Below are 24,905 nucleotides of genomic sequence, written 5' to 3'. Positions count from 1 at the left end.
CAACCTATTAGCTGATTTCAATTCCATTTTCTACCGGAACTTCAGGCGTTACAAAAGCCAGTTTTCCGTCAGGTTTTGTCGTGAGCAGCAGCATGCCCTGCGATTCAATCCCACGGATTTTGCGCGGTGCCAGATTCAGCAATATCATCACCTGCTTGCCCACACATTCTTCGGGAGTAAAGCTTTCTGCTACGCCCGAAATTACAGTGCGTACGTCCACACCGGTATCCACTTTAAACTTTAAAAGCTTGTCTGCTTTTTCAACTTTCTCAGCTTCCAGAATGGTGGCGGTGCGCAGGTCCACTTTGGTAAAATCGTCGTATTGTATTTCGTCTTTCATAGGTTTTGCGTTAGGATTGGTGCGCTTGTTATTTTGTTTGGTTTGTTCCAGCTTCTGCAGCTGTGCCTCAATGGCGTTGTCTTCGATTTTGGAAAAGAGCAGTTCCGCCGGATTAATTTTGTGGCCCGGTTCGATCAGAATATGTGCTTCTTTCAATGCGGGCCAGTTAGCTGCCGGGACGTTAAACATCGTCAGTAATTTTTCAGCGCTGAAAGGCAGGAATGGTTCGCACATCTGCGCGAGTCCCACCGCAATTTGCGCTGCCGTTGCCAAGGCTTCAGCTGCTTTTTCAGGCTGGTCTTTGATTGTTTTCCATGGCTCTTCGGTCTGCAGATACTGGTTTCCGGTGCGCGCCAGATTCATCAGCGCTGTCAACGCGTTTCTGAATTCATAATGTTCCAGCGCGTGTTCAATCTCTTTTGCTGTCTGAGCAATCTGCTCCAGCATTTCCGGCTGAATTGTCGCCTCGGGAATGACACCGTCGTAATATTTATGCATCAGCACTGCCACGCGGTTAATAAAGTTGCCAAAAATGCCGACCAGTTCAGAGTTGTTTTTAGTCTGGAAATCTTTCCATGTAAAGTTATTATCCTTGGTTTCCGGCGCGGAGGAAAGAAGAGCATAGCGCAGCACATCCTGCTGTCCCGGGAAGTCCTGCAAATATTCATGTGCCCAGACAGCCCAGTTTCGGGAAGTGGAAATTTTATCATTTTCCAAGTTCAGAAATTCAAAAGCAGGTACATTTACCGGCATTTTGTAATCGCCGTGCGCTTTCATCATAATCGGGAAAATAATACAGTGAAACACAATATTGTCTTTTCCGATAAAGTGGATTAAATCTGCCTCATCGCTTTGCCAGAAGTCCTTCCAGTTCTTGCCGTTTTTCTCCGCCCATTCCTGCGTGAAAGAGATATAGCCGATAGGTGCATCAAACCAGACATATAATACTTTCCCGTCTGCACCCGGCAATGGTACCGGCACGCCCCAGTTCAGGTCGCGGGTCATGGCACGCGGCTTCAGCCCGTCATTCAGCCAGGATTTCACCTGTCCGTACACATTGGTTTTCCAGTCTTCCTGATGACCTTTAATAATCCAATCGTTCAGAAAATCTTCATATTGATTCAGTGGCAGATACCAGTTTTTGGTTTCTTTTAAAACGGGCACATTTCCGCTGAGGGCTGATTTAGGATTAATGAGTTCTGTGGGCGACAGGGTGGCACCGCACTTCTCGCACTGGTCACCGTACGCATTATCATTTCCGCAACTTGGGCAGGTTCCGGTAATGTAACGGTCCGCCAGAAACTCCTGGGCCTGCTCATCATAATACTGCTCAGAAACTTCCTCGGTAAACGCACCTTTATCATACAGCGTCCTGAAAAAATCCTGGCTCACTTCATGGTGCCGCGGCGAAGTGGTGCGGGAATATTCATCAAAGGAAATCCCCAGTTGCTCAAAAGAATCTTTGATCAGGACGTGGTATTTATCTACAATATCCTGTGGCGTTACTCCTTCTTTCTTGGCGCGGATGGTAATGGGAATCCCATGCTCATCGGAACCGCAGATGAAAGCAACTTCGCGCCCCTGCCGCCGCTGAAAACGCGCATACACATCTGCCGGAATATACACTCCTGCAAGATGGCCGATATGCACCGGGCCGTTGGCATAGGGAAGGGCTGCCGTAATAATCTTCTTTTGAGACATGCTTTTTAATTTTTTGCAAAGATAAGGGTTCTGGCCTGTCCGCGAAAACAGCAAGAAGCAACGCCTGCAGAAATCTTTATAATAAATGAAAGAATGTTAACGGAGGATGCCTTAAATTGCCATCAAATATTTCGTTATGAATCTGCGCCGGCTTTTCGTCTTCTTTTTTCTGTCTGTTGTCATAAGTTCCTGTTCTGTTTCCCCAACCAATAAATCTTCCGGTGCTGAGGCTGTAGCTCCGGTGAATGCTGTGCTGGATGACTTACACCGGCTCGCGGCGGCAGCAAACTTTAATGATTATTTCAATTTATATGCTGATGAGTCAGTGTTCATCGGGACTGATGCGACTGAAGTCTGGACCAAGGCCCAGTTTATGGCGTATGCAAAACCACACTTCGATAAAGGCCGCTCCTGGTCTTTCACCCCACTGAAAAGGCAGGTAACGCTCAGCAACGACGGCACCATCGCCTGGTTCGATGAAATGTTGGATACCCAAATGAAAATCTGCCGCGGCAGCGGTGTGCTCGAAAAGACAAAAGAAGGCTGGAAAGTGCGGCAATACGTGCTGTCCATGGCAATTCCGAATGCTTTAAGCAAAGAAGTCGTGAAACTGAAAACGCCTCTGGAAGAACCGCTGATCGAAGAAATGAAACACTAAGATTGTGAAAGCGCCTCGCGGATGCTGCGCACGGCTTTGGTCATGTGATTTTCAATCGTCTTGGTCGAGATGCCGAGTTCTTCAGCGATTTCCTTGTATTTCATTCCGCGTACTTTGCTCATGATAAAAACTTCGCGGCACTTGGGCGGCAGTTTATCAATCTCCTGCCGGATCTTTTCAAGCAGGAGCTGATTCTCCTGTTCATCTTCTATTTCATCAATCGCTTCCATAGCGGCATCTTCAATGGCGGGAAACCGGCTTTTTTTGCGCAGATACATCAGGTATTCGTGGTAGGCTATTTTATAAAGATACGCCTTGAGCGATGTTTTCAGCACAATTTTATCTCGTTGTTCCCAGACTTTCACCATCGTGCGCTGCACAACTTCCTCGGCCAGATCCTGGTCCTGGCTCATCCTCGAAATAAATTGCTGCAACTGCCCAAAGTATTCATTATAAACAACCTTAAACGCAGGTTCTGAATTATTCTTTATCGAGTTAAAAAGGGCAATATCGTTGGTTATGCCAAACAAAGCGGATAAAAATTTAAGACAAAATTATAATTTTTCAAAAAAAGATAGGGGATTATCAAAACGGCTGCATCATATCATTAAACAAAAGTAAACCTTATGAATGATAACCCGGAAATTTTCAGCATAATAACCGGTTATTTTACGGGAGAAATTTCAGACCGGCAGCGTGAAAACTTAAACGAATGGCTGAAGAACCCGGCAAATAAAGAGCTTTTTAAATCCTACGCCAAAGCCAATTATCTGGCGGCGGCCACACCATATCAGGAAGAAGAAAAAAAGATCGGAAAACTACGGACGCTTCGCCCGCTGCTTAGAATTGCGGCGGTGCTGCTGCTGTTACTGTCCGCGGCCGGAATCTGGAGATGGAGTCTGCCCGAAAAACAGGCGCCAAGCAACGAATTTGTCAGTGTAGGTATTAATGGAAATTATACCGTGCTCCAAGATGTGGAAACTTCTCAACGCATTGATGATAAAAATAAAGTACAGCTTGCCAAAGTGGAAAAAGGAACGCTGGAGTTGCTCCGGAATTCGTCGTCCAATGAAATGACCGTTCACGTACCCAACGGCAAAAACCTGAAAGTTCTTCTTTCCGATGGTTCTAAAATCTTGCTTAATGCTGGTACGCGCTTGTCCTTTGATGCTGACTTTGGCAAAAAAGGCCCGCGCGAAGTCAGCCTTTCCGGGCAGGCTTTCTTTCATGTGGCTTCGGATAAAGCGCATCCTTTTTATGTGAAAACGGATGAGTTCACCACCAAAGTACTCGGAACTAAGTTCAATGTATCTTCCTATAAGAATGAAAGACAGCCGTATGTGAACCTCGTGGAAGGCAGCATTGCTGTGCAGGGAAACAGCGGAACTTCCAAGGTGCTGACGCCCGGCCAGAAGATGACTTTTATTCCTGAAGAAAAAACAGCGGTAGTTCAGCCCGCGCGTCCGGTTCAGGATATGGACTGGCTGCACCGCGAAATCGCCTTTGATAATAATACGACCGACGAAGTGCTGACAAAAATCGAACGGGTCTACGGCCTGCAGATTATCCGCAACCGCGTGGAAGTAGAAAACTTCCATTTCTCCGGAACCTTTAAAATTGAAAATCTGGACGAAATTACCCACAGCCTGGAAGTGCTGCTCAACTGCAAAATCCGGAAAGATGGTCATAAGCTGATCCTTCTTTCTAAAAATTAATAAAAACCAATCCATTAAACATGAAGAAAACGAAGTACCGCCCAACGCGCATCCCGAATGTGCGACTGGGAATTGCTGCCAGTTTTTTGATTTTCGGTCTCTCGCAGGCGCAAATCACCGACAGCAGTCGGACTATGACGATCGAAAATGCATTTAAAAAGGTGGAACAAAAAACCGGCTACAGCATCTTTTACAAAAAAGAACTGCTGAATGCCGATGCGCGCATCAGCCTGCAGGACCACAATGGCGACATTGAGGCCTACCTGGCCGAACTGACCCGCAAAACCGGTCTGAAATTTACCGTGATCGGTAAGCAGATTATCGCCAGCGAAATCGAAGCGATGTCCGTAACCGGTACTGTTTCCGATGCGGCACAACAGGGAATTGCCAATGCGAAGATTACCAACCTGACCGGCGGAACTACTGCTACCTCCGATGCAAGCGGTAATTTCACGATTCAGGCAAAACTGGGTGACCGCCTGCAGATCAGCAATGGGGTGTATGCAGAAAATGCAACGGTTGACGGCAACGCCGTAGAGGTGACACTGCAACCACAGTTTGCCGTTACCGAAAGCGATAATGAAACCGCCATTGAAGGCGTACTGATTACTGGATACCAGAAGGTGGATCCGAACCGCGCCGCTGCTTCCTACACCACGGTGAATATGCAGAACTTCGAGCGCCGCGGAAATCCGGATATTGTCTCTTCTCTGGAAGGACTCACGCCGGCACTTACGGTATATTCTGATCCCTCAAATCCAGGCTCCAAATTGTTTAACCTGCGTGGCGTGGCCACCCTTTCCGGAAATACCAAGCCCCTGATTGTAGTGGATGGCTTCCAGTATGATGGCGATCTCAGCAGCATTAACCCTTATGAAGTGGAAAGCATTACTTTACTGAAAGATGCGGCCTCTGCTTCGATCTATGGTGCTAAGTCCAGCAACGGGGTAATCGTAATTTCTACCAAGAAAGGCCGCAAAGGCGATACGGTGTTCCGCTATACAACCAATTATTCCATCAGTGATAAAATTGATCTGGGATATGCCATGAACCGCGTAAACTCTTCGCAACTGGTAGATGCCCAAAGTGCTTACCCAAGATCTGTGATTGAGTCCGGTGGTTTGCTCACGGATTATGAAAGTGAATTCAATGATCCGTATAATTTCTTCGGAAACATGTTTGCTTATGCTAAGAACGAAGTGTATTTATTGTATGCAAGTTATCAGCAGGGGCGTATCACCGAAGCGGAACTGAATGCGCGCCTGGCGTTGCTTCGTACCCGCGACAATACCAATGATATCCGTAAGCTGTATCTGCAGACCCCGATGATTGCGCAGCACAACCTGTCTGCCTCCGGTGGTACGGAAGGATTTAAGTACCGTACGTCCTTAAATTATACCAAGCAGTTTGGAAACATTAATGGTTCGGAAGACAATAAAGGAATTTTCGACTTTGTTACCGAAGCCCGTCTTTCGCCAAGATTAACCCTTGATCTGGAAACGAATTTCTCTTTGCAGAAAGAAGATTCAAAACCAATTGACTTCTACAACGTGAATCCGGATGATCTGAGCAGTGTTTTTGATATCAGCTCCTACCAGAATTTCTATGGCCCGGACGCTTCCGCACTGGCTGTGTATAAACCTTTCAACTATGACACCACATATAGTTTTGGTGGAAAGGAGCCGTATGAAATTCAGCGTTTGAAGGATTTGGGTTTATATGATGAAACCTATCGTCCGGCTGCTGACTTTGGAAAGTATACTAACACCACAGATACCTGGACCTCCCGCGTGCAAGGGCTTTTCAATTATAAAATCACCAATGACCTGAAACTGAACTTCGGCGGACAGTTCATGCGTAACAGCTTCACCAACCGGCGTATCGCTGATGGTGATTCCTGGGAAATGGCCTCTTTGCTGAACAATACCACCACCATGCTGGAATACACCGGCGGGGTGAAGGAAATGCTGTTGCCGGAAGGTGGCCGCATGATTGAGACACGTACCGACCAGACGAACTATTTGCTTCGTTTGCAGGCAGATTATGACAAGCGTTTCGGCGATCACTATCTGAGTGCCATTGCAGGTTCTGAAGTCCAGCGCCAGCACACGACCAGCACCGTAACAGATAAGTTCGGGTACAACCGAGCGAGCAATACTTTCGTGCCGGTGAATAAGCAACTGGCTTCTCAGGATCTTATTTTCTTTGTGTACAATCCGGGAGAATATATCGAAGGTATTCGCTTCTTTGATGAACTTGTGGACATTGATGACCGTTTTGTTTCCTTCTATGCCAATGCGAATTATTCCTTTAAGAATAAATATATCCTGACTGGTAGTGCGCGTATTGATCAGTCCAACTTCTTCGGAACGGATCCTAACTACCGGTACAAACCATTCTGGTCCGTGGCTGCGAAATGGCGTTTGGGGAATGAAGAGTTTGCCGGAAACGGTAAGCAAACCATTGACCTGCGTGCTTCTTATGGGGTGAATGGTAACATTGCCAATAAGTACGGACCCTATGATGTGGGCCGTATCGTGCAAGGTTCTATCACCAATTATATTCCGGGACTGCAGATTGAGAACTATAAAATCTCTGACCTGCGCTGGGAACGTACTGATATCCTGAACGTGGGAGCTGACTTGTCTTTATTAAACAAGCGTCTCAACCTGAACCTGGATTATTACCGAAAAGATTCTCATGACCTGTTATCGATTATCGAAGCGGATCCGACTTTGGGAGCTTCACCGGTATTCAAGAACACGGCCTCTATCATTAACAACGGATATGAAGCGTCTTTAACTTCACGCAACGTGGATACGGAAAACTTGCGTTGGGATACTCAATTCAACTTCCGCTATAACAAAGGAAAAGTAACGGAGTCTTATACCAATAATACCGAAGTGCGCACCGTGCTGGGCCGCGTGCAGAATGTGAAAGGCTTTGAACCTAATTCTATTCTGGTGCTGGATTATGCCGGCCTGGATGACGAAGGGTACGGTTTGATCCGTAAAGCAGACGGTTCACTGGTTCGCGTGAATGATGATACTTTCAGTGTGCGATTTGCGCAGAGCGACCTGATTTCCGGTGGAACTACCTTGCCGAAGTATACCGCTTCCCTGAACAATAACCTGTTCTATAAAGGATTCGGTTTATCATTTATGTTTGTGTATCAGGGTGGCTTCTCCCTGCTGAAGGATAGCTACAACGGAGAGTCTGTAATGGATGAAATTGCGATGATCAATAAAGATGCAGCCAACGCCTGGGCAGCGCCGGGTGATGAAGCCTTTACTGATGTTCCGCGCCTGAACAGTACCTTCCCGTACTCGTACGTGGCATATTCTACAAAGAATATCGTGGATGGTGACTTCATTCGTTTGAGAGACGTGATCCTGAGCTATACCATTCCACAGGAAATGAGCAAAAGCTTTGGTTTCTCTGAGTTCACAGTTAACCTTCGCGGAAATAACCTGGCACTTTGGACCAAAAACAAAGAAGGAATTGATCCGGAATCTCACGGCCTTGGAATGCGCTATTACAAAATTCCGCGCACGGTGAGCCTTGGTTTAAATGTTACTTTCTAACCTATTAATTTTAAAAAGACAATGAAAAAATATCTCACTCTGCTCGCCGGTTCGCTGCTGCTTTTTTCCTGCCGCGATTACCTGGACGTAGTACCCAAAGGATATGTGATCCCGACCTCGGTGAAGGAGTATGAATTGCTGCTGATCGGTGGTGACAACGGGCCGCACCGTACCAAAAATGAAACGGTTCTGCACCTGACCAATGATAACTTCTTCCTGACTTCTCAGGAAGTAGGGGATACCAACAATACCGGCAACATCAATTTTGCGCTGTATTCCTGGAGCAATTACCGCTTTTCGGATTCTTCCGTTCCCAATCCTGCCTGGAATGACGGATACAAGAATATTTATACCTATAACAAAATCATCAATGAAATTGATGAAGCTACTTTTGAAGTAGGAGATACCGAAGAAAAACGCCGGCGCGTGAAAGCACAGGCGTATTACGGCCGCGCGTATGAATACCTATTTCTGGTAAATACCTTTGCCAAGCAGTACAATCAGTCCACAGCCGGTTCTGATCCGGGTGTTCCGCTGGTTTTGCAGGCAGATGTGACCCAGACTTTGCCGTCCCGCGGAACGGTGGAAGGAGTGTATAACCAAATCCTGAGCGATCTGGGTGAAGCAGTGAAATATCTGCCGGAGGAATCTCAGATTCAATTGCTGCCGACATTGGGTGCGGGTTATGCCCTGATGGCGCGAACCTATCTGTATCAAAGTGACTACGCTAATGCAAAAAAGTATGCGGAAATGGCGCTGGAAGAAAAATCTGATCTGGTAGATTATACCCAGCCGGATTTCAGCAATTATTCCCTGTCACTGAAATATGCTGAGCAGTACACACAACATTATATGGCGCTGCCCGGCAGCGGTTTCCTGAATGATGAAATGGTGTCACTTTTCGAAGAAAGTGGTTTTGATGACAAGCGTCTGTCTGAGCAGTTTATTCCGAGAGAGGTAACCGAAGACGGTCAGGTGGTTGGCGTACGCTACACGATGGGATCCTATGATTACAATTACCGAGGTTCCACTTCCGTTTCGGTGCCGGAAATGTACATTACGCTGGCAGAAGCCGAAGCGCGTTTGGGCAATCTCGGGACAGCCGTAACCTTGCTGAATACACTTCGCAATAACCGCGTGGATGGCAACGTGGAACTTACGCTGGGAGATTTCGCGGGTCAGACCGATCTGGTGAAATTCTGCTTAGAGGAACGCCGACGTGAAATGGTGTATACCAATACACGCCTTTTCGACCTGAAACGTGAAAATCTGGAAAGTGCTTACGCGAAAACAACCGTGCACAAAGTGGTAGGAAATAACCCGTTGGAAATTACAGCTGAACCCAACAGCGGCAAGCTCATTTTGCCTATTCCTGCGCAGGTGCTGAAGTTCAACCCGAGCATGCCACAGAATTAAAAAATTATCAATCAGAAATTTAAAATAAAAAATGAATAAATTTAAAGGAGTATTTCTTGTTATGTCGCTGGTCGCTTTGCTACTCGCGTCCTGTAACAAGGAGAAATCAGATTATCAGGTAACGGTAACAATGCCGGCCGAAATTCAGGTAGACTCTCTGTACCTGGTAAACTACGAGGGTGAAAAAATGCAGGGTGCGGCACCCAATGCAGAAAAGCAATTCGTATTTAAAGGAAAAGCCAAAGAGATTGTGCCAGCCGGAATTCTGCATGAAAAATCCAATCTCTATATTCCCTTCATTCTTGAAAATGATGATATTACGATCAATGTAAAGGATAAACAAAAAACCACTGATATCAAAGGGGGTAAAATTCATGAGCTTGTATATAAATACGAGAATAATCCGGAATACCAAAAGCTGGATGCCGAGCGTAAGGAACTGATGAAAAAGCATTTCACCAACCTGGACATGAACGACGAAGCGAAGGTGGAAGAAGCCCGCAAAATCGTGAATACAGTGGCTGATAAAATGTTTAAAATCAAAAATGCGAGCCTTAAGGAAGTAATGGAGGGAAACAATCCTGCCATCGCCAAAGCAATTGCAGCAACCATGTACAGCGACCGCGAATACACCGCTGATAAAATGCTGGCGAACCTGGAGAAATATAAAAAAGAAACTGGGGAGAACGGCTATATTACGTATTACGAGAAAATGATGAAGGAATATCAGCAGATGGAAGAAAACGCCAAAAACGCTTCCGTTGGAAATAAGTATATGGACATCTCCGGGAAAGACCGTGATGGAAACGTAATCAAACTATCAGACCTGGTAGCGAAAAATAAATACACCATCCTGGAATTCTGGGCCAGCTGGTGCGGACCGTGCCGTGGTGAAATTCCGAACCTGAAAGCAGCCTATGGCAAATACAAGGACAAAGGACTGGAAATCTATTCCGTTTCCCTGGACTCCAAAGAAGCTGCCTGGCTGAAAGCAATGGACGAGGAAAAACAAAACTGGCCAAACGTGCTGGTGGAAGGTGAGTTCCGCAACCCTGAAGTAGCAAAATACGGTATCGTGGGAATTCCTGCTTCTTACCTGATTGATCAGAACGGGACCATCGTGGCATCCAATGATGAACTTCGTGAGTTCGCGCTGGACCGCACACTGTCTCAGCATCTTAAATAACATATAAAAACGAAACTGCCGGCTGCAGGAATACGGGTGACTTCATATCGCTTTTTTTCACTGTAACCCGCTCCTTCTTCCGGCAGTTTTTTATTTCCAAGATTTTTACTCTAATGAAGAAATTACTCCTGATCTTTATGGCCTTGGTAAGCTATCTGTTTACCGCGCAGGTCAAGGATCCCGTGAAGGTAGATTTTAAAATCAATTCTCTGGGCGACGATGTTTATGAAGCTGTATTTCACGCCAAGATCGACAATGGCTGGCACATTTATTCCAAAGACCTGCCGCCCGATTCCGGGATCCCAACGGAAATTACGGTTTCCGGCGACGGGGTGGAACTCGTGGGCAGCGTTGAAGAACGCGGTGAGAAGATAGATGAATATTCAGAAGCCTTCAAAGCACGTATTGTCTATTATTCCAATACGGTGGATATTGTTCAGAAATTTAAACTCACTGATCCGTCCAAAGTCACTGAAGTTGAGGCAGAAATTTATTACCAGACCTGTGATGATAAAATCTGTCTCGCGCCCAATACACTGGTGTTCCAGAAGAAAATTGAGAACGGACAGGTCGTTGAAGCTGCCGCTGCTGCCGCTGAAAATGCCGGTACCGGCGATGATCTGCGTCTTTCTAATCTGAAAGTGGATTCACCACTCACCGACTGCGGAATTGCCGCACAGGAAAGCTCTGAAAATTACTGGTCTTACCTGCTGCTAGGTTTTATCGGTGGACTGATTGCTTTGCTCACCCCTTGCGTTTTCCCGATGATTCCGCTCACAGTCTCCTTCTTCACGAAAAGTGCCGATAAAGGTGCCAACGGAAAAGGGAAAAAAGATGCGTTATTATATGGTTTCTTTATCCTGTTGATTTTCGTTCTGCTGAGTGTGCCTTTCCATTTGATTGATGGTATTGCCGGAAATATATTTAATGAAATATCTACCTCAGTCTGGCTGAATATCTTCTTCTTTGTTATCTTCCTGTTCTTTGCGGGAAGCTTCTTCGGATATTATGATATTACGCTGCCAAGCGCGATTGCCAATAAATCCTCCCGCGCGGAAGAAGCAGGCGGACTGATTGGTATTTTCTTCATGGCACTCACGCTGGTCATCGTTTCTTTTTCCTGTACAGGTCCTATTTTGGGCAGTTTGCTGGGAAGCGCCGTGACGGGTTCGTCTGATGTGCCCATGCTGCTGACCTTTGCACTGGCAGGCTTTGGTTTTTCCTGGGCAATTGTCTTTGGCTTGTTAGCACTGTTCCCGCAGGCATTGCAGTCTTTGCCGAAGTCCGGCGGCTGGATGAATACCGTGAAAGTAGTTTTAGGATTTATCGAACTGGGCCTGGCGCTGAAGTTTTTATCAAAAGCAGACCTGGTTACAAAAACCTTCTTGCTGAAGCGTGAATTGTTTATCGTTCTGTGGATCATCATCACCATTGGGTTGGTGCTGTATCTGTTCGGATTAATCAGATTTCCGCATGACGCCCGCAAACCTAAAATCAGCACCGGCCGTAAAATTTTCGGTTTGATCAGTGTTGCATTTTTAGTGTATTTAATTCAGGGGCTTATCCCTTCTGAAAAGCCGAAGCTGCAGATGCTCTCCGGTATTTTGCCGCCGCTAAATGTGAGTTATTTCCACGATGCAGATGAAGGTCTCTTCGGACTTGAGCCAAAACATGACTTTGATGCTGCGCTGGCCGAAGCTTCCAAACAAAACAAACCGATCCTGATCGACTTCACCGGCTACGGTTGCGAAAACTGCCGTAAGATGGAAGAATTCGTCTGGAACCAGCCGGATGTTTTGCCTTTGCTTCAGAACGAATTTATTCTCGCTTCTCTGTATGTGGATGATAAGGAAGCGCTGCCCGAAGCAGATCAGAAAATGATTGACATGGGCAATGGTAAACTGAAGAAGATGAAATCCATCGGCGACAAATGGAGTTTGTTCCAGCAGATTAACTTCAATAATAATTCCCAGCCACACTACGTATTGCTAACACCGGAGGGTCAGTTGATCAACACGCCGGTTTCCGGATATATGCCGAAAGAAGATTTCCGGAATTTCCTGCAATGCGGCTTGGATTACTTTAAAAATAATTATAATAAATAAATGAAACTTATCTCAAAATTCAGCATGTTGTCGCTGTTAGTGGGCTTTTTTATGCAGCTCAGCGCGCAGCAGCAGCATGAATGGAAAACAGCAACTTCCGGCGGCTACACGTATCGGTATGTGACCAATGACCCGATGCAGGCGCGCTTTTATACTTTAAAAAACGGCCTGACCGTCATCCTGAGTCCCACCAAAAAAGATCCGCGCGTGCAGGCATTCGTCGCCGTGAAAGCGGGAAGCAAAACCGACCCGTCCACGCACACCGGTCTTGCGCACTATCTGGAGCACCTGATGTTTAAAGGAACAGATAAATACGGATCTCTAAACTGGGCAAAAGAAAAACCGGAACTCGATAAAATCGATGCGCTGTACGAGCAGTACAACAAAACCAAAGATGAAAGCCGCCGCAAGCAGATTTATCATCAGATTGATTCTATCTCCGGCGTAGCTTCCAAATATGCCATTGCGAATGAGTATGATAAATTAATGTCCTCCATGGGCGCACAAGGCACCAATGCCTGGACCAGTTTTGAGGAAACGGTGTACACCGATGATGTTCCCGGCAATTCATTAAATAAATACCTGGCCGTGCAGGCAGAAAGATTGCGCAATCCGGTATTCCGTATTTTCCATACGGAGCTGGAAGCCGTGTACGAAGAGAAGAACCGCAATCTAGATAATGATGGCGCGCGTGCTTTCGAAACCATGCTGGAAAATATGTTCCAGAATCATAATTACGGGCAGCAGACCACCATCGGTGTGGTGGAACACCTGAAGAATCCATCGTTGCTGGAAATCCGCAAATATTTTAATAACTACTACGTGCCGAACAATATCGGACTGATTTTATCGGGTGATTTTAATCCCGATCAGGTCATTGCTGATATCGATCGCGATTTTTCTTTCCTGAAAAACAAGCCGGTGCAGCCGTATAAATTTACACCCGAAAAAGCACTGGAGCAGCCGATCATTAAAGAAGTAACCGGCCCGAATGCGGAGAAACTGATGCTCGGCTACCGTTTGCCAAATAATAAGGACAAAGACATTCTGATTGCCGAACTCGTGGGCGAAATTTTAAGCAATGGCCGCGCAGGATTATTGGATTTAAACCTGGTTAAAAAACAGAAAGTACTGTGGGCCTCCGTGAGTGTGATGCCACTGATTGACTACGGAATTTTCACCGTTCAGGCCGCACCCACAGAGGGCCAGACACTGGAACAGGTACAGGCGCTCCTGATGGAGCAGATTGCTAAACTGAAAGCAGGTGATTTTGATGAAAGCCTGATTACCTCCATCGTCAATAATATCAAGAAAAGCGAAATCACAGAAAGCGAGCATTACAGCACGCGGGCCAATGCTCTGATGGAAGCGTTCACCAGCGAACTCGATTGGCGCGACCAGATTGCGGCTACTGAAACCATGTCTAAAATTACCAAACAGCAGGTAGTGGACTTCGCGAACCGTTATTTTAAAAATAATTATGTAGCGGTCTATAAAAGACAGGGCGAAAGTCCGGCAATGGCTAAAATTGAAAAACCGGCCATCACACCGGTAGAAACCAATGCTGATAAGCAAAGTGCTTTTGTAAAAATGATTGAGGAAATGCCGTCCACTAAGATTGAGCCTTTGTTCCTGGATTATGATAAAGATATTAAGCACAGTACCTTAGGCAAAGCAGAAATTCTGTATGTACCTAATACCACAAACCAGTTATTCCGCCTGCGCTACCGTTATGATATCGGCAAGAATAACAACCTGAAACTGGACCTTGCCGCGAAATATCTGCAGTTCCTGGGCACGAACAAAAAGTCTGCGGAACAAATCTCGAAAGAGTTTTACGATATTGCGGGCAGTTTCAGCATTTTCACCGGCGAAGATTTTACCCTGGTTACCATCGAAGGTTTGCAGGAGAATTTCACCAAAGCGGTGGCTTTATATGAAGACCTGGTGCGCAATGCAAAGCCCGATGCTGAAGCTTTGCAATCTTTAAAGGCACGCATGATGAAATCCCGCGGCGACCTGAAAAAGAATAAAGGTGCCATCATGCAGGGCCTGATTAACTACTCCATGTACGGCCCGGAGAATAAGTTCAACTATACCTTCACCGATGAACAACTGCAGGCTGTAACCGCGGAAGAGCTGGTTTCCATTATAAAAAGCCTTAACAGCTATCAGCAATCGGTATTGTATTATGGGCCGGAGCCTTTGGCGAAACTTCAGAAAAGTCTGAAGAAAATGCACAAAGTACCGTCCAGATTTGCCACTTCGCCGGAACCAAAAGTGTTCAGGCAGCAAACTCCGAAAACCGCTGAAGTGCTTTTTGCAGATTATGATATGGTGCAGTCTGAAACCCAGTGGACCCGCACAGCCGGAACATTTAATCCGGACCTGCAGCCCGAAGTAACTGTATTTAATAATTATTTCGGCGGTGGTATGGGTACCATTGTTAACCAGACGATTCGCGAAAGTAAAGCGCTGGCATATAGTACATATGCGGTGTTTGTGACACCAAAGAAAAAGAACGACCATTATTTCGTGACCGCTTATGTGGGTTCTCAGGCAGATAAATTCCCCGAAGCCTCAAAAGCGATGAACGAATTGCTCACCACGTTCCCACAATACCCGGAAAACCTGGCGCTGGCAAAAAGTCAGACCCTGCAGGATATTGAGAATGAGCGTATCACTCAGGATGATATCATCTTTGATTACCTCGCCGCACGCGATCTGGGCATCAATTATGATATCCGCCGTAAGGTGTACGAAAAAGCAGGTACGATTACACTCGCAGAACTGAATGAGTTCTATAAAAAGAATATTGCCGTTAGACCGTACACGTATTCTGTGGTAGCGTCCGAGAAAAATCTGTCCAAAGCAGATCTGCAAAAGCTTGGTGCTTACCGCAAATTAAGCTTGAAAGAAATCTTCGGATATTAATATAAATAAGTAAAAGTGAAAAGGAAGGCTGTCTTGGAAACAAGGCAGCCTTTCTTATTTAAATGTAAAAGTTCAGGATGTTATTGTTTTGCAAAACTGTTTTTTACTTTTTTAAATACCGTTATAATCAGTACCATGGCCAGTCCCGCTAAGATTCCCAAAATTGCCTGCTTCAGCATTCCCGGTACTTCCGGCAGCCAGTGATGAACAGCGGGAATATTATGCTCAAAGATGCCGCCCGAAACCAGTAGCAGGGCGATGGTTCCCACAATTCCAAGTGTTTTTATGACGACCGGCAATGCCTTCACCAGTAACGTGCCCAGCGAGGTGAAAAATCCTTTGTTTTTTGACTTGCGAATCAGGTGGCGTCCTGCATCATCCATCCGGACAATAAGGGCCACAATGCCATAGACGCCGACTGTAGCAAGAATGGCGACGATGGCCACCGTTACAATCTGGGTAATCAGGCTTTGATGCAATACGGACCCTAAGGCGATAATCACAATCTCCAGCGATAAAATAAAATCCGTGGCAATCGCCGATTTCACTTTGCTTTTTTCAATGGTGGCTGCATCGGCGCCGATAAGTTCTTCTTCCACTTCTTCGGCTTTTTCTGCCCGGTGGAAAATGGCTTCCACAATTTTTTCCATCCCTTCATAAGCGAGGTATAACCCACCCAGAATAAGAACAATTTGTATTGCCGGCGCGTAGATCGCCTGCAGAATAAAAGCCAGCGGAATAATAATCAGTTTATTTAAAAAAGAACCTTTGGTGATCGCCCACAGTACCGGCAGTTCACGCGAGGCCAGAAACCCTGTGGCTTTTTCCGCGTTCACCGCCAGGTCATCTCCCAGAATACCTGCTGTTTGCCGCGTGGCGATTTTCGAGGAAACAGCCACGTCGTCCATCAGTGCAGCGATATCATCCAGTACTGCAAAAAATCCTGAAGCCATATTTGTAGTTTTTATTTTTAATCTAAGTTATTAGCAAGCATAGTACCGCCCTGGCTGTGTCGCACATTTTTAAAATATAAATTTTCAGTTTTGACATAAAAGCCGTATTTTCGCAACACTTAATATTAATAAAAGTGAAGCGTACCTGCGTATCATCTCCGAACGAACCGTTCCAGGATTATGGAAATACAAGCTGCGCCGCAAAAATAAAATAAATGCAAGCCGACCGTCTGAATGATTGTCGGCCTTTTTATTTACCTTAACCAGAGAAAAAAACAGTCATGAGCAATACATATAAATCCGCCGGTGTCGATAAAGAAGAAGGCTACAGAACGGTAGATAAAATTAAATCTGCGGTTGCTGAAACCCATAACAGCCATGTGCTGAACAGCCTGGGCAGTTTTGGTGCTTTCTATGAAATTGCCGGCTACCAGAATCCCGTTCTCGTTAGCGGCACCGATGGGGTAGGTACCAAACTGAAAGTAGCGCTGGATGCGAAGAAATACGATTCAATAGGGATTGACTGCTTTGCCATGTGTGCCAATGATATCTTATGTCATGGCGCGAAACCACTGTTCTTTCTGGATTACCTGGCCTGCGGAAAGCTCGATGCTGATATCGCAGCAGAGATCGTTTTGGGAATGGTAAAAGCTTGCAAAGACAACCAGTGCGCTCTCATTGGTGGCGAAACAGCCGAAATGCCGGGCATGTACCAGCCGGGCGATTATGACGTGGCAGGTTTCTGTGTAGGTATTGTCGAAAATAACCGAATCATCGATGGTTCAGCCATTAAAGCCGGTTGCAAAATCATTGCCTTGCCGAGTTCCGGTTTTCATTCCAATGGTTTCTCGCTCGTACGCAAAATATTCACGGATTTTAATGAAGAGTTTGAAGGCAGGCCGCTGTATGAAACGCTGCTCGAACCAACGAGATTATATTATCAGCCGGTACATAAAATTCTGGAAGAAATGAAGGTGTGCGGCATTGCGCATATCACCGGCGGGGGAATTATTGAGAATATCCCGCGTGTCATTCCCGAAGGTTTGTGCGCCCGTGTGGAAACCGATAAAATTAAAATCCCTTCCGTGATGCTCGAACTGGAGCGTCGCGGAAATATTGACCGTATGGAAATGTATGGCACCTTCAATATGGGCGTGGGGATGGTTATCGTTGCAGATGAAAAGCATTACGGCAAAGTGCTGAACCTGTTGGAAGATGCGTACCTGATCGGCGAAATCACAGAAGGAGCCGAGAAAATAGAATTGGTCTAAAAACAATGAAAAAGCTGGTTATTCTGGTTTCGGGGAGTGGCTCTAATTTGCAGCGCATCATTGAGGCGGTAGCTGCAGAAGAAATTACCAACGCTGAAATCGCTCTGGTAGTGGCAGACCGGGCTTGCTATGGGATTGAGCGCGCAGCAGCACAGGGTTTCAAAACTCTGCTCATTCCTCGCGGTAAAGATTTTTCCGCACAATTGGAGGCTGCGTTGCCGGAAGATACCGCACTGATTGTGCTAGCCGGTTTCCTTTCCATCCTCAGTGAAGAATTCTGTCGCGCCCACGCAGGCAAAATCATCAATATACACCCGGCACTTTTACCTAAATATGGTGGTAAAGGGATGTGGGGCCATCATGTACACCAGGCAGTTTTAAATGCACAGGAACTACAAAGTGGCGCCACCGTGCATTACGTTACAGCCGGAATTGATGAGGGCGCTGTTATCCTCCAGGAATGTTTTACCGTGGAACCTGGTGACGATTTGGCGGCACTTGCCCGAAAAGTGCAGCAAGTGGAACACCGGATCTATCCGCAGGCCATCGAAAAAGTTTTAAACGAAACTTCTTAAAAAGAAAGATCAGCTCCGGCTGTCCATATAAAAAGTAAAAAGAAAGAAAAAGAAATGTCAAAGAAAAGAGCACTTATTTCAGTATCAGACAAAAGCGGCTTGCTGGCTTTTGCTGAATTTTTAGAAAAGCGCGGCTACGAACTCGTTTCCACTGGCGGCACCTTTCGCCATCTGGAGGAAGCGGGTTTGCATCCCATTCAGATTGATGAGGTCACCGGATTTCCCGAAATGCTGGACGGCCGCGTGAAAACACTTCACCCTAAAGTTCACGGCGGATTGCTGGCTGTGCGCGATAATGCGGAACACATGCGTACGGCGGAAGAACACGGAATCGGCCTGATCGATATGGTGATCGTAAATCTCTATCCCTTCTTTGACCATGCTACCGAGGATATTTCACTGGACGAAAAAGTGGAATTCATTGATATTGGCGGTCCCTCCATGTTGCGTTCCGGCGCGAAGAATTTCAAGTCCGTGACCGTAATTACCGATGTAAACGATTATGAAACTGTGCAACAGGAATTGGCTGCAAACGGAGAAACCACACTGGAAACCCGCCGCCGCCTGGCCGGTAAAGTATTTAATCTGACTTCCGCTTATGACGCTGCCATTGCAGATATTCTTTTAGAAGAAAACTATCCGCAGTACCTGAATGCTTCCTATCGCAAAGTGTCGGACCTGCGCTACGGTGAAAATCCGCATCAGTCTGCTGCCTATTACGTTTCGACCACTGAAAACGGTGCAATGAAGGATTTCGAAATTCTCGGCGGAAAGGAACTTTCCTTTAATAACCTGCGCGATATGGACTTATGCTGGAAAGTCGTGCAGGAATTTAAAAATGAAATGGCGTGTTGTGCCGTAAAACATTCTACGCCTTGTGGTGTAGCTACCGGCAATACCGCGGTGGAAACTTATAAACTGACTTTTGAATGCGACCCCGTTTCTATTTTCGGCGGCATTGTCGGGATGAACTTTACTGTGGATGCAGCCACTGCCGAAGAACTGAACAAAACATTTCTGGAAATCGTAATGGCTCCCGATTTTGAGGATGAAGCGCTGGAAATTCTGCGTCAGAAAAAGAACCTTCGGATTATTAAGATAAAAAATCCGGTATCCGATAAGCAAACCTGGGTGAAAACTGATGGCGGAATGCTGGTACAGGATAATGACAATCAGTTCTCGGAAGACATAAAAACCGTTACCAAAACTGAACCTACCGACGCGCAGAAATCAGCTCTTTTGTTCGCGCAGCGTGTAGTTAAATATGTGAAGTCCAATGCGATTGTTGTTTCAGATGGTCGCCAGGCGCTGGGCATCGGCGGCGGGCAGGTGAACCGCATCTGGGCTACGCAGCACGCCGTGGAAAGAGCCAAAGCAAAGTTCGATGGTGAGCTGGTACTGGCTTCCGATGCTTTCTTCCCTTTCCGCGATGTGGTGGATTTCTGTGCCGCAGAAGGCATTACCGCGATTATCCAGCCCGGCGGCAGCATGCGCGATGAGGAGAGTATCCAGGCAGCTGATGAACATCAGATTCCGATGCAGTTTACCGGCATGCGTCATTTTCTGCACTGATTTTGCTGTATATCCGGGCAGGCAGAATGAGTACTGCCGGCGGACTGACCGCCGCTTGTGCTATCTGCCTGAACAGTAATAATAAACATTAAAAAAATGAAAATATTAATCGTAGGAAACGGCGCACGTGAGTCTGCGCTGGCCATGAAGCTGAAAAGCGATACCCGCATTTCTAAACTTTATTTTGCCAAAGGAAATGCGACCACGGATTTGCTTGGACAGAATGTGCATGAAGAGAGCATTGAAGGTCTGCGCGACTTTGCCATCAAAGAACAGATAGATTTAACCATCGTGGGCCCCGAGGCTCCTTTAGTGGAAGGCATCGTGGACGAGTTCAAAAGCCATAGTCTGAATATCTTCGGTCCGCGGAAACGCACCGCCGAACTGGAAGGCAGCAAAGCTTTCTCTAAACGCTTTATGCAGACCCACAACATCAAGACTGCAAAAGCCGTGGTGTTCGATGCGTATCATGATGCGATTGATTATGTACGACAGCAGGAGTTCCCGATCGTCATCAAGGCGAGCGGCCTGGCAGGCGGAAAAGGAGTAGTGATTGCCGACGATTTGGAGGAAGCGGAAGCAACCATTCACAGCTTTATGATTGAACGTATTCACGGCGATGCCGGCATTCAGCTGGTGATCGAGGAATATCTTCGCGGCTTCGAAGCATCCATTATTGCGTTTTCCAACGGAAAGAAATTGTTCCCGTGTATTCCGGTCAAGGATTACAAGAAAGCCGGAAACGGCGACACCGGCCCGAACACCGGTGGTATGGGTGCTGTGGCTCCCAGTCCCGAATTTACCGAAGCGCATATGCAGGATTTCGAGCAGCATATCCTGCAGCCCACGCTGGAAGGTTTGCATTCCCACAACATCCATTTCAAAGGGTTTATTTTCTTTGGCCTGATGGTTACCGACCGCGGAACGTACTTACTGGAATATAACATGCGCCTCGGCGATCCGGAAACGCAGGTCATCTTCGCGCTCCTGGAAAACAATCTTTATGATGTTATTACGGACTGTCTCGCTGGAAACGATATTGAACTTCGCTTCAGCGGACAGAAAGCAGTCTGTCTCGTGATGTGCTCAGGTGGTTACCCGCGCCGCATTGAAACCGGTTTTGAAATCCGCAATACGGAGAAAGTCACGCATAGTCAGATTCTCTTTGCGGGCGCACAGCACCGCGGTGACCGTATTGTGACCACCGGCGGCCGTGTGCTCAGCCTCGTGGCAACCGCCAATTCCTTCCAGGAAGCACGTGATAAGGTGTACACTGATGCCCGAACCATTCACTATGATTATGAGTATTACCGGGAAGATATCGGTGATTATTAATAAACCAGGACGCGGGAATTTTTCCGCGTCTTTTCTTTTCAGGAGTTTCCTCCGGCTCTCCACTGTATCTTTTGCTCCACGATGTTTCGCAGAAGGATGCCAGTTTGTCTCGTTTATGGATGAGATTTCGAGCCGGGCTAAGAGGGTAGTTTGCTTTTGAAAAACCAGCAATATATTTAGGTGCAGTTTATAGTCTGCTCTTTATTACTTTAAATACTTTTTAAAAACCGCGGGCCGTCGTATCTTTAACCCTTCAGAAAATAGGGCGCTTACAAAGTATCCGCATTTATATAAAACCATCAACATCATTATGCAAAACGGAATTATCATCCTCGACTTTGGTTCCCAGTACAATCAGCTCATCGGCCGCAGAATCCGCGAAATGGGTGTGTACTCCGAAGTCCTTCCGTATTACACACCGCTCAGCGAAATCCTGGCGCGTGAACCTTCGGGCATTATTTTGTCCGGCGGACCGAGTTCCGTCAATGTAGAAAATGCCCACCTCATCGAAAAGGAAATTTTTGACCAGCGTATTCCTATCCTGGGAATTTGCTACGGTATGCAGCTTACCACCCATCTCCTGGGCGGCGTGGTGAAAAAGGGCGTGAAAGGCGAATACGGCAAAGCTACTTTGCAAATTCAGAGATCAAATGATTTGCTGGCCGGTGTTGGCCGCTTTTCTACCGTCTGGATGAGCCATTTTGATGAAGTGCAGGAAGTTCCGTCCGGCTTTGCGATTAATGCCGTCAGTGATGTGATTTCCGCCATCAGCGATCCGTCCCGCAAGATTTATGGCGTTCAGTTTCATCCTGAAGTATCTCATACCGAGGAAGGCTTGCGCATGCTCGAGAATTTTGTCTTCACGATCTGCCAGGCACCGAAAAACTGGAAACTGACCAATTATATTGAAACGACGATCGAACAAATCCGTGAGAAAGTAGGTGACCAGAAAGTTATTCTGGGCCTTTCCGGCGGGGTGGATTCTTCTGTGGCCGCCGTACTGATTCACAAAGCAATTGGCGACCAGTTGCAGTGCATCTTCGTGGATACCGGCTTACTCCGCAAGGATGAAGGCAAAAAAGTAATGGAAAATTACGGCGAGCATTTTCATCTGAACATTAAAATGATTGATGCTGCGGACCGCTTTCTGAACAAACTGAAAGACGTTTCGGATCCGGAAGAGAAACGGAAGATTATCGGCAATGAATTCGTGGCTGTTTTTGATGAACAGAAACATGATTTTGCCGGCGCTAAGTTTCTGGCGCAGGGAACTATTTATCCTGATGTGATAGAAAGCCAGTCTGTCAAAGGGCCTTCTTCTGTCATTAAATCACACCACAATGTGGGCGGGTTGCCGGAGGAAATGGAGTTTGAGTTACTGGAACCGCTGCGTGAACTCTTTAAAGATGAAGTTCGCAAAGTAGGCGAGGAGCTGGGCATTCCGGCGCATCTGGTACATCGTCATCCGTTCCCGGGCCCAGGTCTGGGCATTCGTATTTTGGGCGAAGTGGATGCAGAAAAAGTACGCATTCTGCAGGAAGCCGATGATATCTTCATTGAAGAATTATATAAAAATAAATTATACGACACAGTTTCTCAGGCCTTCGTGGTGTTATTGCCGGTTAAATCCGTGGGCGTAATGGGTGATGAACGTACTTATGAATACACGGCGGTGGTTCGCTCGGCTAATACTATTGATTTTATGACGGCCACCTGGAGCCGCCTGCCATACGAATTCCTGGATACCGTTTCCAGCCGGATTATCAATGAGGTGCGCGGAATCAACCGGGTTACCTACGATATCAGCAGCAAACCGCCTGCAACGATTGAATGGGAATAACAAACCATCCTTCTTAACAAATTCCCCGGCCCATGGTCGGGGAATACTTTTTGCGGCACCCTGCAAAAGCTTTTTTATGTTCGATAAACAGCAGCGCAAGTTCCGCCGCTCCGCCAAACTGATTGGTATTCTCAGCAAATATGGTTTCCGGGATATCCTGGCGCGTATGAATGTACGCAGCGGGAATGAGCCGGCTGATGACCTGACCGGCAATCATTCTGTATATGAACGTATCCGCCTCGCCATCGAGGAGCTGGGACCTACTTTCGTGAAACTGGGCCAGGCTTTTTCCAATCGCGAAGATCTGCTGCCACCTGAACTTATTTTGGAACTGCAGAAACTGCAGGATAAGGTGGAACCGGTAGCGCTGGACCCGTCTGGTGTGCTCGCGCAGCAGTTCAACATCGAGCCGGCTGATTTTTTTCAGGAAATAGATTCTGCTCCGATTGCCGTGGCTTCCATTGCGCAAGTGTATCGTGCCGTGCTTACAGATGGCTCACCGGTTATTCTGAAAATAAAAAAGCCCGGTGTGGACGAGCAGATTCAGGACGACCTGCTGCTTATTCATGATCTGGTTAAAGTAATTACAACCTATTCCGATATCGGTGAACGGCTGAATCTGAAACAGGCCATTAATACTTTTGAAAAATCATTGCTGGAAGAACTTTCACTTTCGAATGAGAAAAATAATATCCGTCGTTTTGCTTTAAATTTCCGTGAAAATCCGAAGACCTATGTGCCGAAAGTGTACGATGAGTTTTGCAGCAACAGCGTGCTTTGCATGGAGTTTATTGACGGAATCAAAATTACCGATATTGCGCAGTTGCAGGAAGCAGACCTGAATCCGGTACAATTGTCGGAAGCCGGTTTGCAGTTGTTCGTTTCACAAATTCTGGATTATGGTTTCTTTCATGCCGATCCGCACGCCGGCAATATTCTGGTCTTGCGGGATGGGCGGATTGTCTTCATCGATTTTGGTGCAGTGGGAAGTATTCAGCCCAATGAAAAGGAAATTCTGGAGCAGCTGATCATTGCTTTTGTTTCTGCCAATGCCTCCCGGATTGTCAAGTATTTGAAAAAGTTGGCCATCGAATACGATATTCCCGACGAACGCGGTTTCCAGAAAGATGTACAAACCGTACTTGATTATGTGCACCGTACTTCTTTGCAGGAAATTGAAGTGCCGGCGTTGCTCGCAATGATGACCGACACGCTGAAGAATAACCGCATCCTGATGCCGGAGTATCTGTATTTGTTATTGAAAGGAATCAGCTTAATTGAAGGCGTCGGACGAACCATCAATCCCGATCTCGATGTGGTGAAGAGTCTGCAACCCTTCACCAGAAAGATGCTATTTAAAAAACTGTCGCCACAGCATTTGCTGAAATCCGGCACTCAGAAGATGGCGCTGCTCGCAGAAAGCCTCGAGGAAATTCCGGCCGAACTACGATCGATATTACTAAAACTGGATGAAAACCGTTTCACTATTCAGACGGAACAAAAAGGGCTGGAAAAGCAACAACAACTGCTTAAAACGCTGATGGTTAATCTAATCCTTTCTTTGGTGTTGTGCGCCAATATCGTTTCATCAGCTTTGTTATTAACCGACGGATGGCCGGCTGAGCATCCCTCCAAAGCAGGTTTTCTTATTTTCAGTTTATTGCTTTCGGCTATCCTGATTCCGGTCTTAGTGCTGCGCCTGCTGAAAAAATAGATTTCG

At 46.5% G+C, this 24,905-nt stretch carries 16 protein-coding genes; 13 read left to right on the top strand and 3 right to left on the bottom strand.

The annotated features are described in order from the left end of the window. Positions 1 to 7 precede the first annotated feature (7 nt). The gene (metG, locus tag MVI27_RS01865) at positions 8 to 2,041 is read right to left on the bottom strand and encodes a methionine--tRNA ligase (protein ID WP_246958986.1); all 2,034 of its coding nucleotides are present in this window, start codon (positions 2,039 to 2,041) and stop codon (positions 8 to 10) included. 136 nt (positions 2,042 to 2,177) lie between these two features. Here metG and MVI27_RS01860 point away from each other — a divergent pair, with 136 nt between their 5' ends. Beyond that, positions 2,178 to 2,699, top strand: coding sequence for a nuclear transport factor 2 family protein (locus MVI27_RS01860; RefSeq protein WP_246958985.1), 522 nt, complete (start codon positions 2,178 to 2,180; stop codon positions 2,697 to 2,699). Here MVI27_RS01860 and MVI27_RS01855 read toward each other — a convergent pair. Then, positions 2,696 to 3,229: an RNA polymerase sigma factor gene (locus MVI27_RS01855; RefSeq protein WP_266213232.1), complete on the bottom strand. Its 534-nt coding sequence runs from the start codon at positions 3,227 to 3,229 to the stop codon at positions 2,696 to 2,698. The two genes, MVI27_RS01860 and MVI27_RS01855, sit on opposite strands and share 4 nt — an antisense overlap. Before the next feature lie 96 nt (positions 3,230 to 3,325). Here MVI27_RS01855 and MVI27_RS01850 point away from each other — a divergent pair, with 96 nt between their 5' ends. The 6 genes from MVI27_RS01850 to MVI27_RS01825 all read left to right on the top strand — a co-directional run bounded on the left by MVI27_RS01850 (position 3,326) and on the right by MVI27_RS01825 (position 15,639). Further along, positions 3,326 to 4,414 carry a FecR family protein gene (locus tag MVI27_RS01850; RefSeq protein WP_246958983.1) on the top strand — a complete coding sequence of 363 codons (1,089 nt, stop codon included), beginning with the start codon at positions 3,326 to 3,328 and terminating at the stop codon, positions 4,412 to 4,414. 20 nt (positions 4,415 to 4,434) lie between these two features. Then, entirely contained in the window at positions 4,435 to 7,998 is a 3,564-nt protein-coding gene (locus tag MVI27_RS01845; protein ID WP_246958982.1) for a SusC/RagA family TonB-linked outer membrane protein, read from the top strand. A 21-nt stretch (positions 7,999 to 8,019) separates the two neighbouring features. After that, complete coding sequence (locus MVI27_RS01840; protein ID WP_246958981.1) at positions 8,020 to 9,414, top strand: RagB/SusD family nutrient uptake outer membrane protein; 1,395 nt, start codon at positions 8,020 to 8,022, stop codon at positions 9,412 to 9,414. Positions 9,415 to 9,445: 31 nt separating this feature from the next. Continuing rightward, a complete protein-coding gene (locus MVI27_RS01835; RefSeq protein ID WP_246958980.1) occupies positions 9,446 to 10,600 on the top strand; it encodes a TlpA disulfide reductase family protein in 1,155 nt (384 codons plus the stop codon). Between the two features lie 113 nt (positions 10,601 to 10,713). Further along, a complete protein-coding gene (locus MVI27_RS01830; RefSeq protein ID WP_246958979.1) occupies positions 10,714 to 12,705 on the top strand; it encodes a protein-disulfide reductase DsbD family protein in 1,992 nt (663 codons plus the stop codon). Further along, complete coding sequence (locus tag MVI27_RS01825; RefSeq protein ID WP_323134585.1) at positions 12,706 to 15,639, top strand: M16 family metallopeptidase; 2,934 nt, start codon at positions 12,706 to 12,708, stop codon at positions 15,637 to 15,639. Positions 15,640 to 15,719: 80 nt separating this feature from the next. Here MVI27_RS01825 and MVI27_RS01820 read toward each other — a convergent pair whose 3' ends face one another. Continuing rightward, positions 15,720 to 16,592, bottom strand: a complete 873-nt coding sequence (locus MVI27_RS01820) for a DUF808 domain-containing protein (RefSeq protein WP_246958978.1) — start codon at positions 16,590 to 16,592, stop codon at positions 15,720 to 15,722. 281 nt (positions 16,593 to 16,873) lie between these two features. Between MVI27_RS01820 and purM the strand changes: the two genes are divergently transcribed. The 6 genes from purM (at position 16,874) to MVI27_RS01790 (ending at position 24,899) form a co-directional block, all read left to right on the top strand. Next, the gene (gene purM, locus MVI27_RS01815; RefSeq protein WP_246958977.1) at positions 16,874 to 17,863 is read left to right on the top strand and encodes a phosphoribosylformylglycinamidine cyclo-ligase; all 990 of its coding nucleotides are present in this window, start codon (positions 16,874 to 16,876) and stop codon (positions 17,861 to 17,863) included. Between the two features lie 5 nt (positions 17,864 to 17,868). Next, positions 17,869 to 18,438, top strand: a complete 570-nt coding sequence (gene purN / locus MVI27_RS01810) for a phosphoribosylglycinamide formyltransferase (RefSeq protein WP_246958976.1) — start codon at positions 17,869 to 17,871, stop codon at positions 18,436 to 18,438. Between the two features lie 54 nt (positions 18,439 to 18,492). Next, positions 18,493 to 20,010, top strand: a complete 1,518-nt coding sequence (gene purH / locus MVI27_RS01805) for a bifunctional phosphoribosylaminoimidazolecarboxamide formyltransferase/IMP cyclohydrolase (RefSeq protein ID WP_246958975.1) — start codon at positions 18,493 to 18,495, stop codon at positions 20,008 to 20,010. A gap of 96 nt (positions 20,011 to 20,106) precedes the next feature. Continuing rightward, a complete protein-coding gene (gene purD, locus MVI27_RS01800) occupies positions 20,107 to 21,345 on the top strand; it encodes a phosphoribosylamine--glycine ligase (RefSeq protein ID WP_246958974.1) in 1,239 nt (412 codons plus the stop codon). Between the two features lie 310 nt (positions 21,346 to 21,655). Continuing rightward, positions 21,656 to 23,185, top strand: a complete 1,530-nt coding sequence (guaA, locus tag MVI27_RS01795) for a glutamine-hydrolyzing GMP synthase (protein WP_246958973.1) — start codon at positions 21,656 to 21,658, stop codon at positions 23,183 to 23,185. A 76-nt stretch (positions 23,186 to 23,261) separates the two neighbouring features. Next, entirely contained in the window at positions 23,262 to 24,899 is a 1,638-nt protein-coding gene (locus MVI27_RS01790; protein WP_246958972.1) for an ABC1 kinase family protein, read from the top strand. Positions 24,900 to 24,905 lie beyond the last annotated feature (6 nt).

It is taken from the genome of Chryseobacterium salipaludis (genome assembly GCF_022968825.1).
GTDB classification, from domain to species: domain Bacteria; phylum Bacteroidota; class Bacteroidia; order Flavobacteriales; family Weeksellaceae; genus Kaistella; species Kaistella salipaludis.
This window is presented reverse-complemented; position numbering and strand designations above follow the sequence as displayed.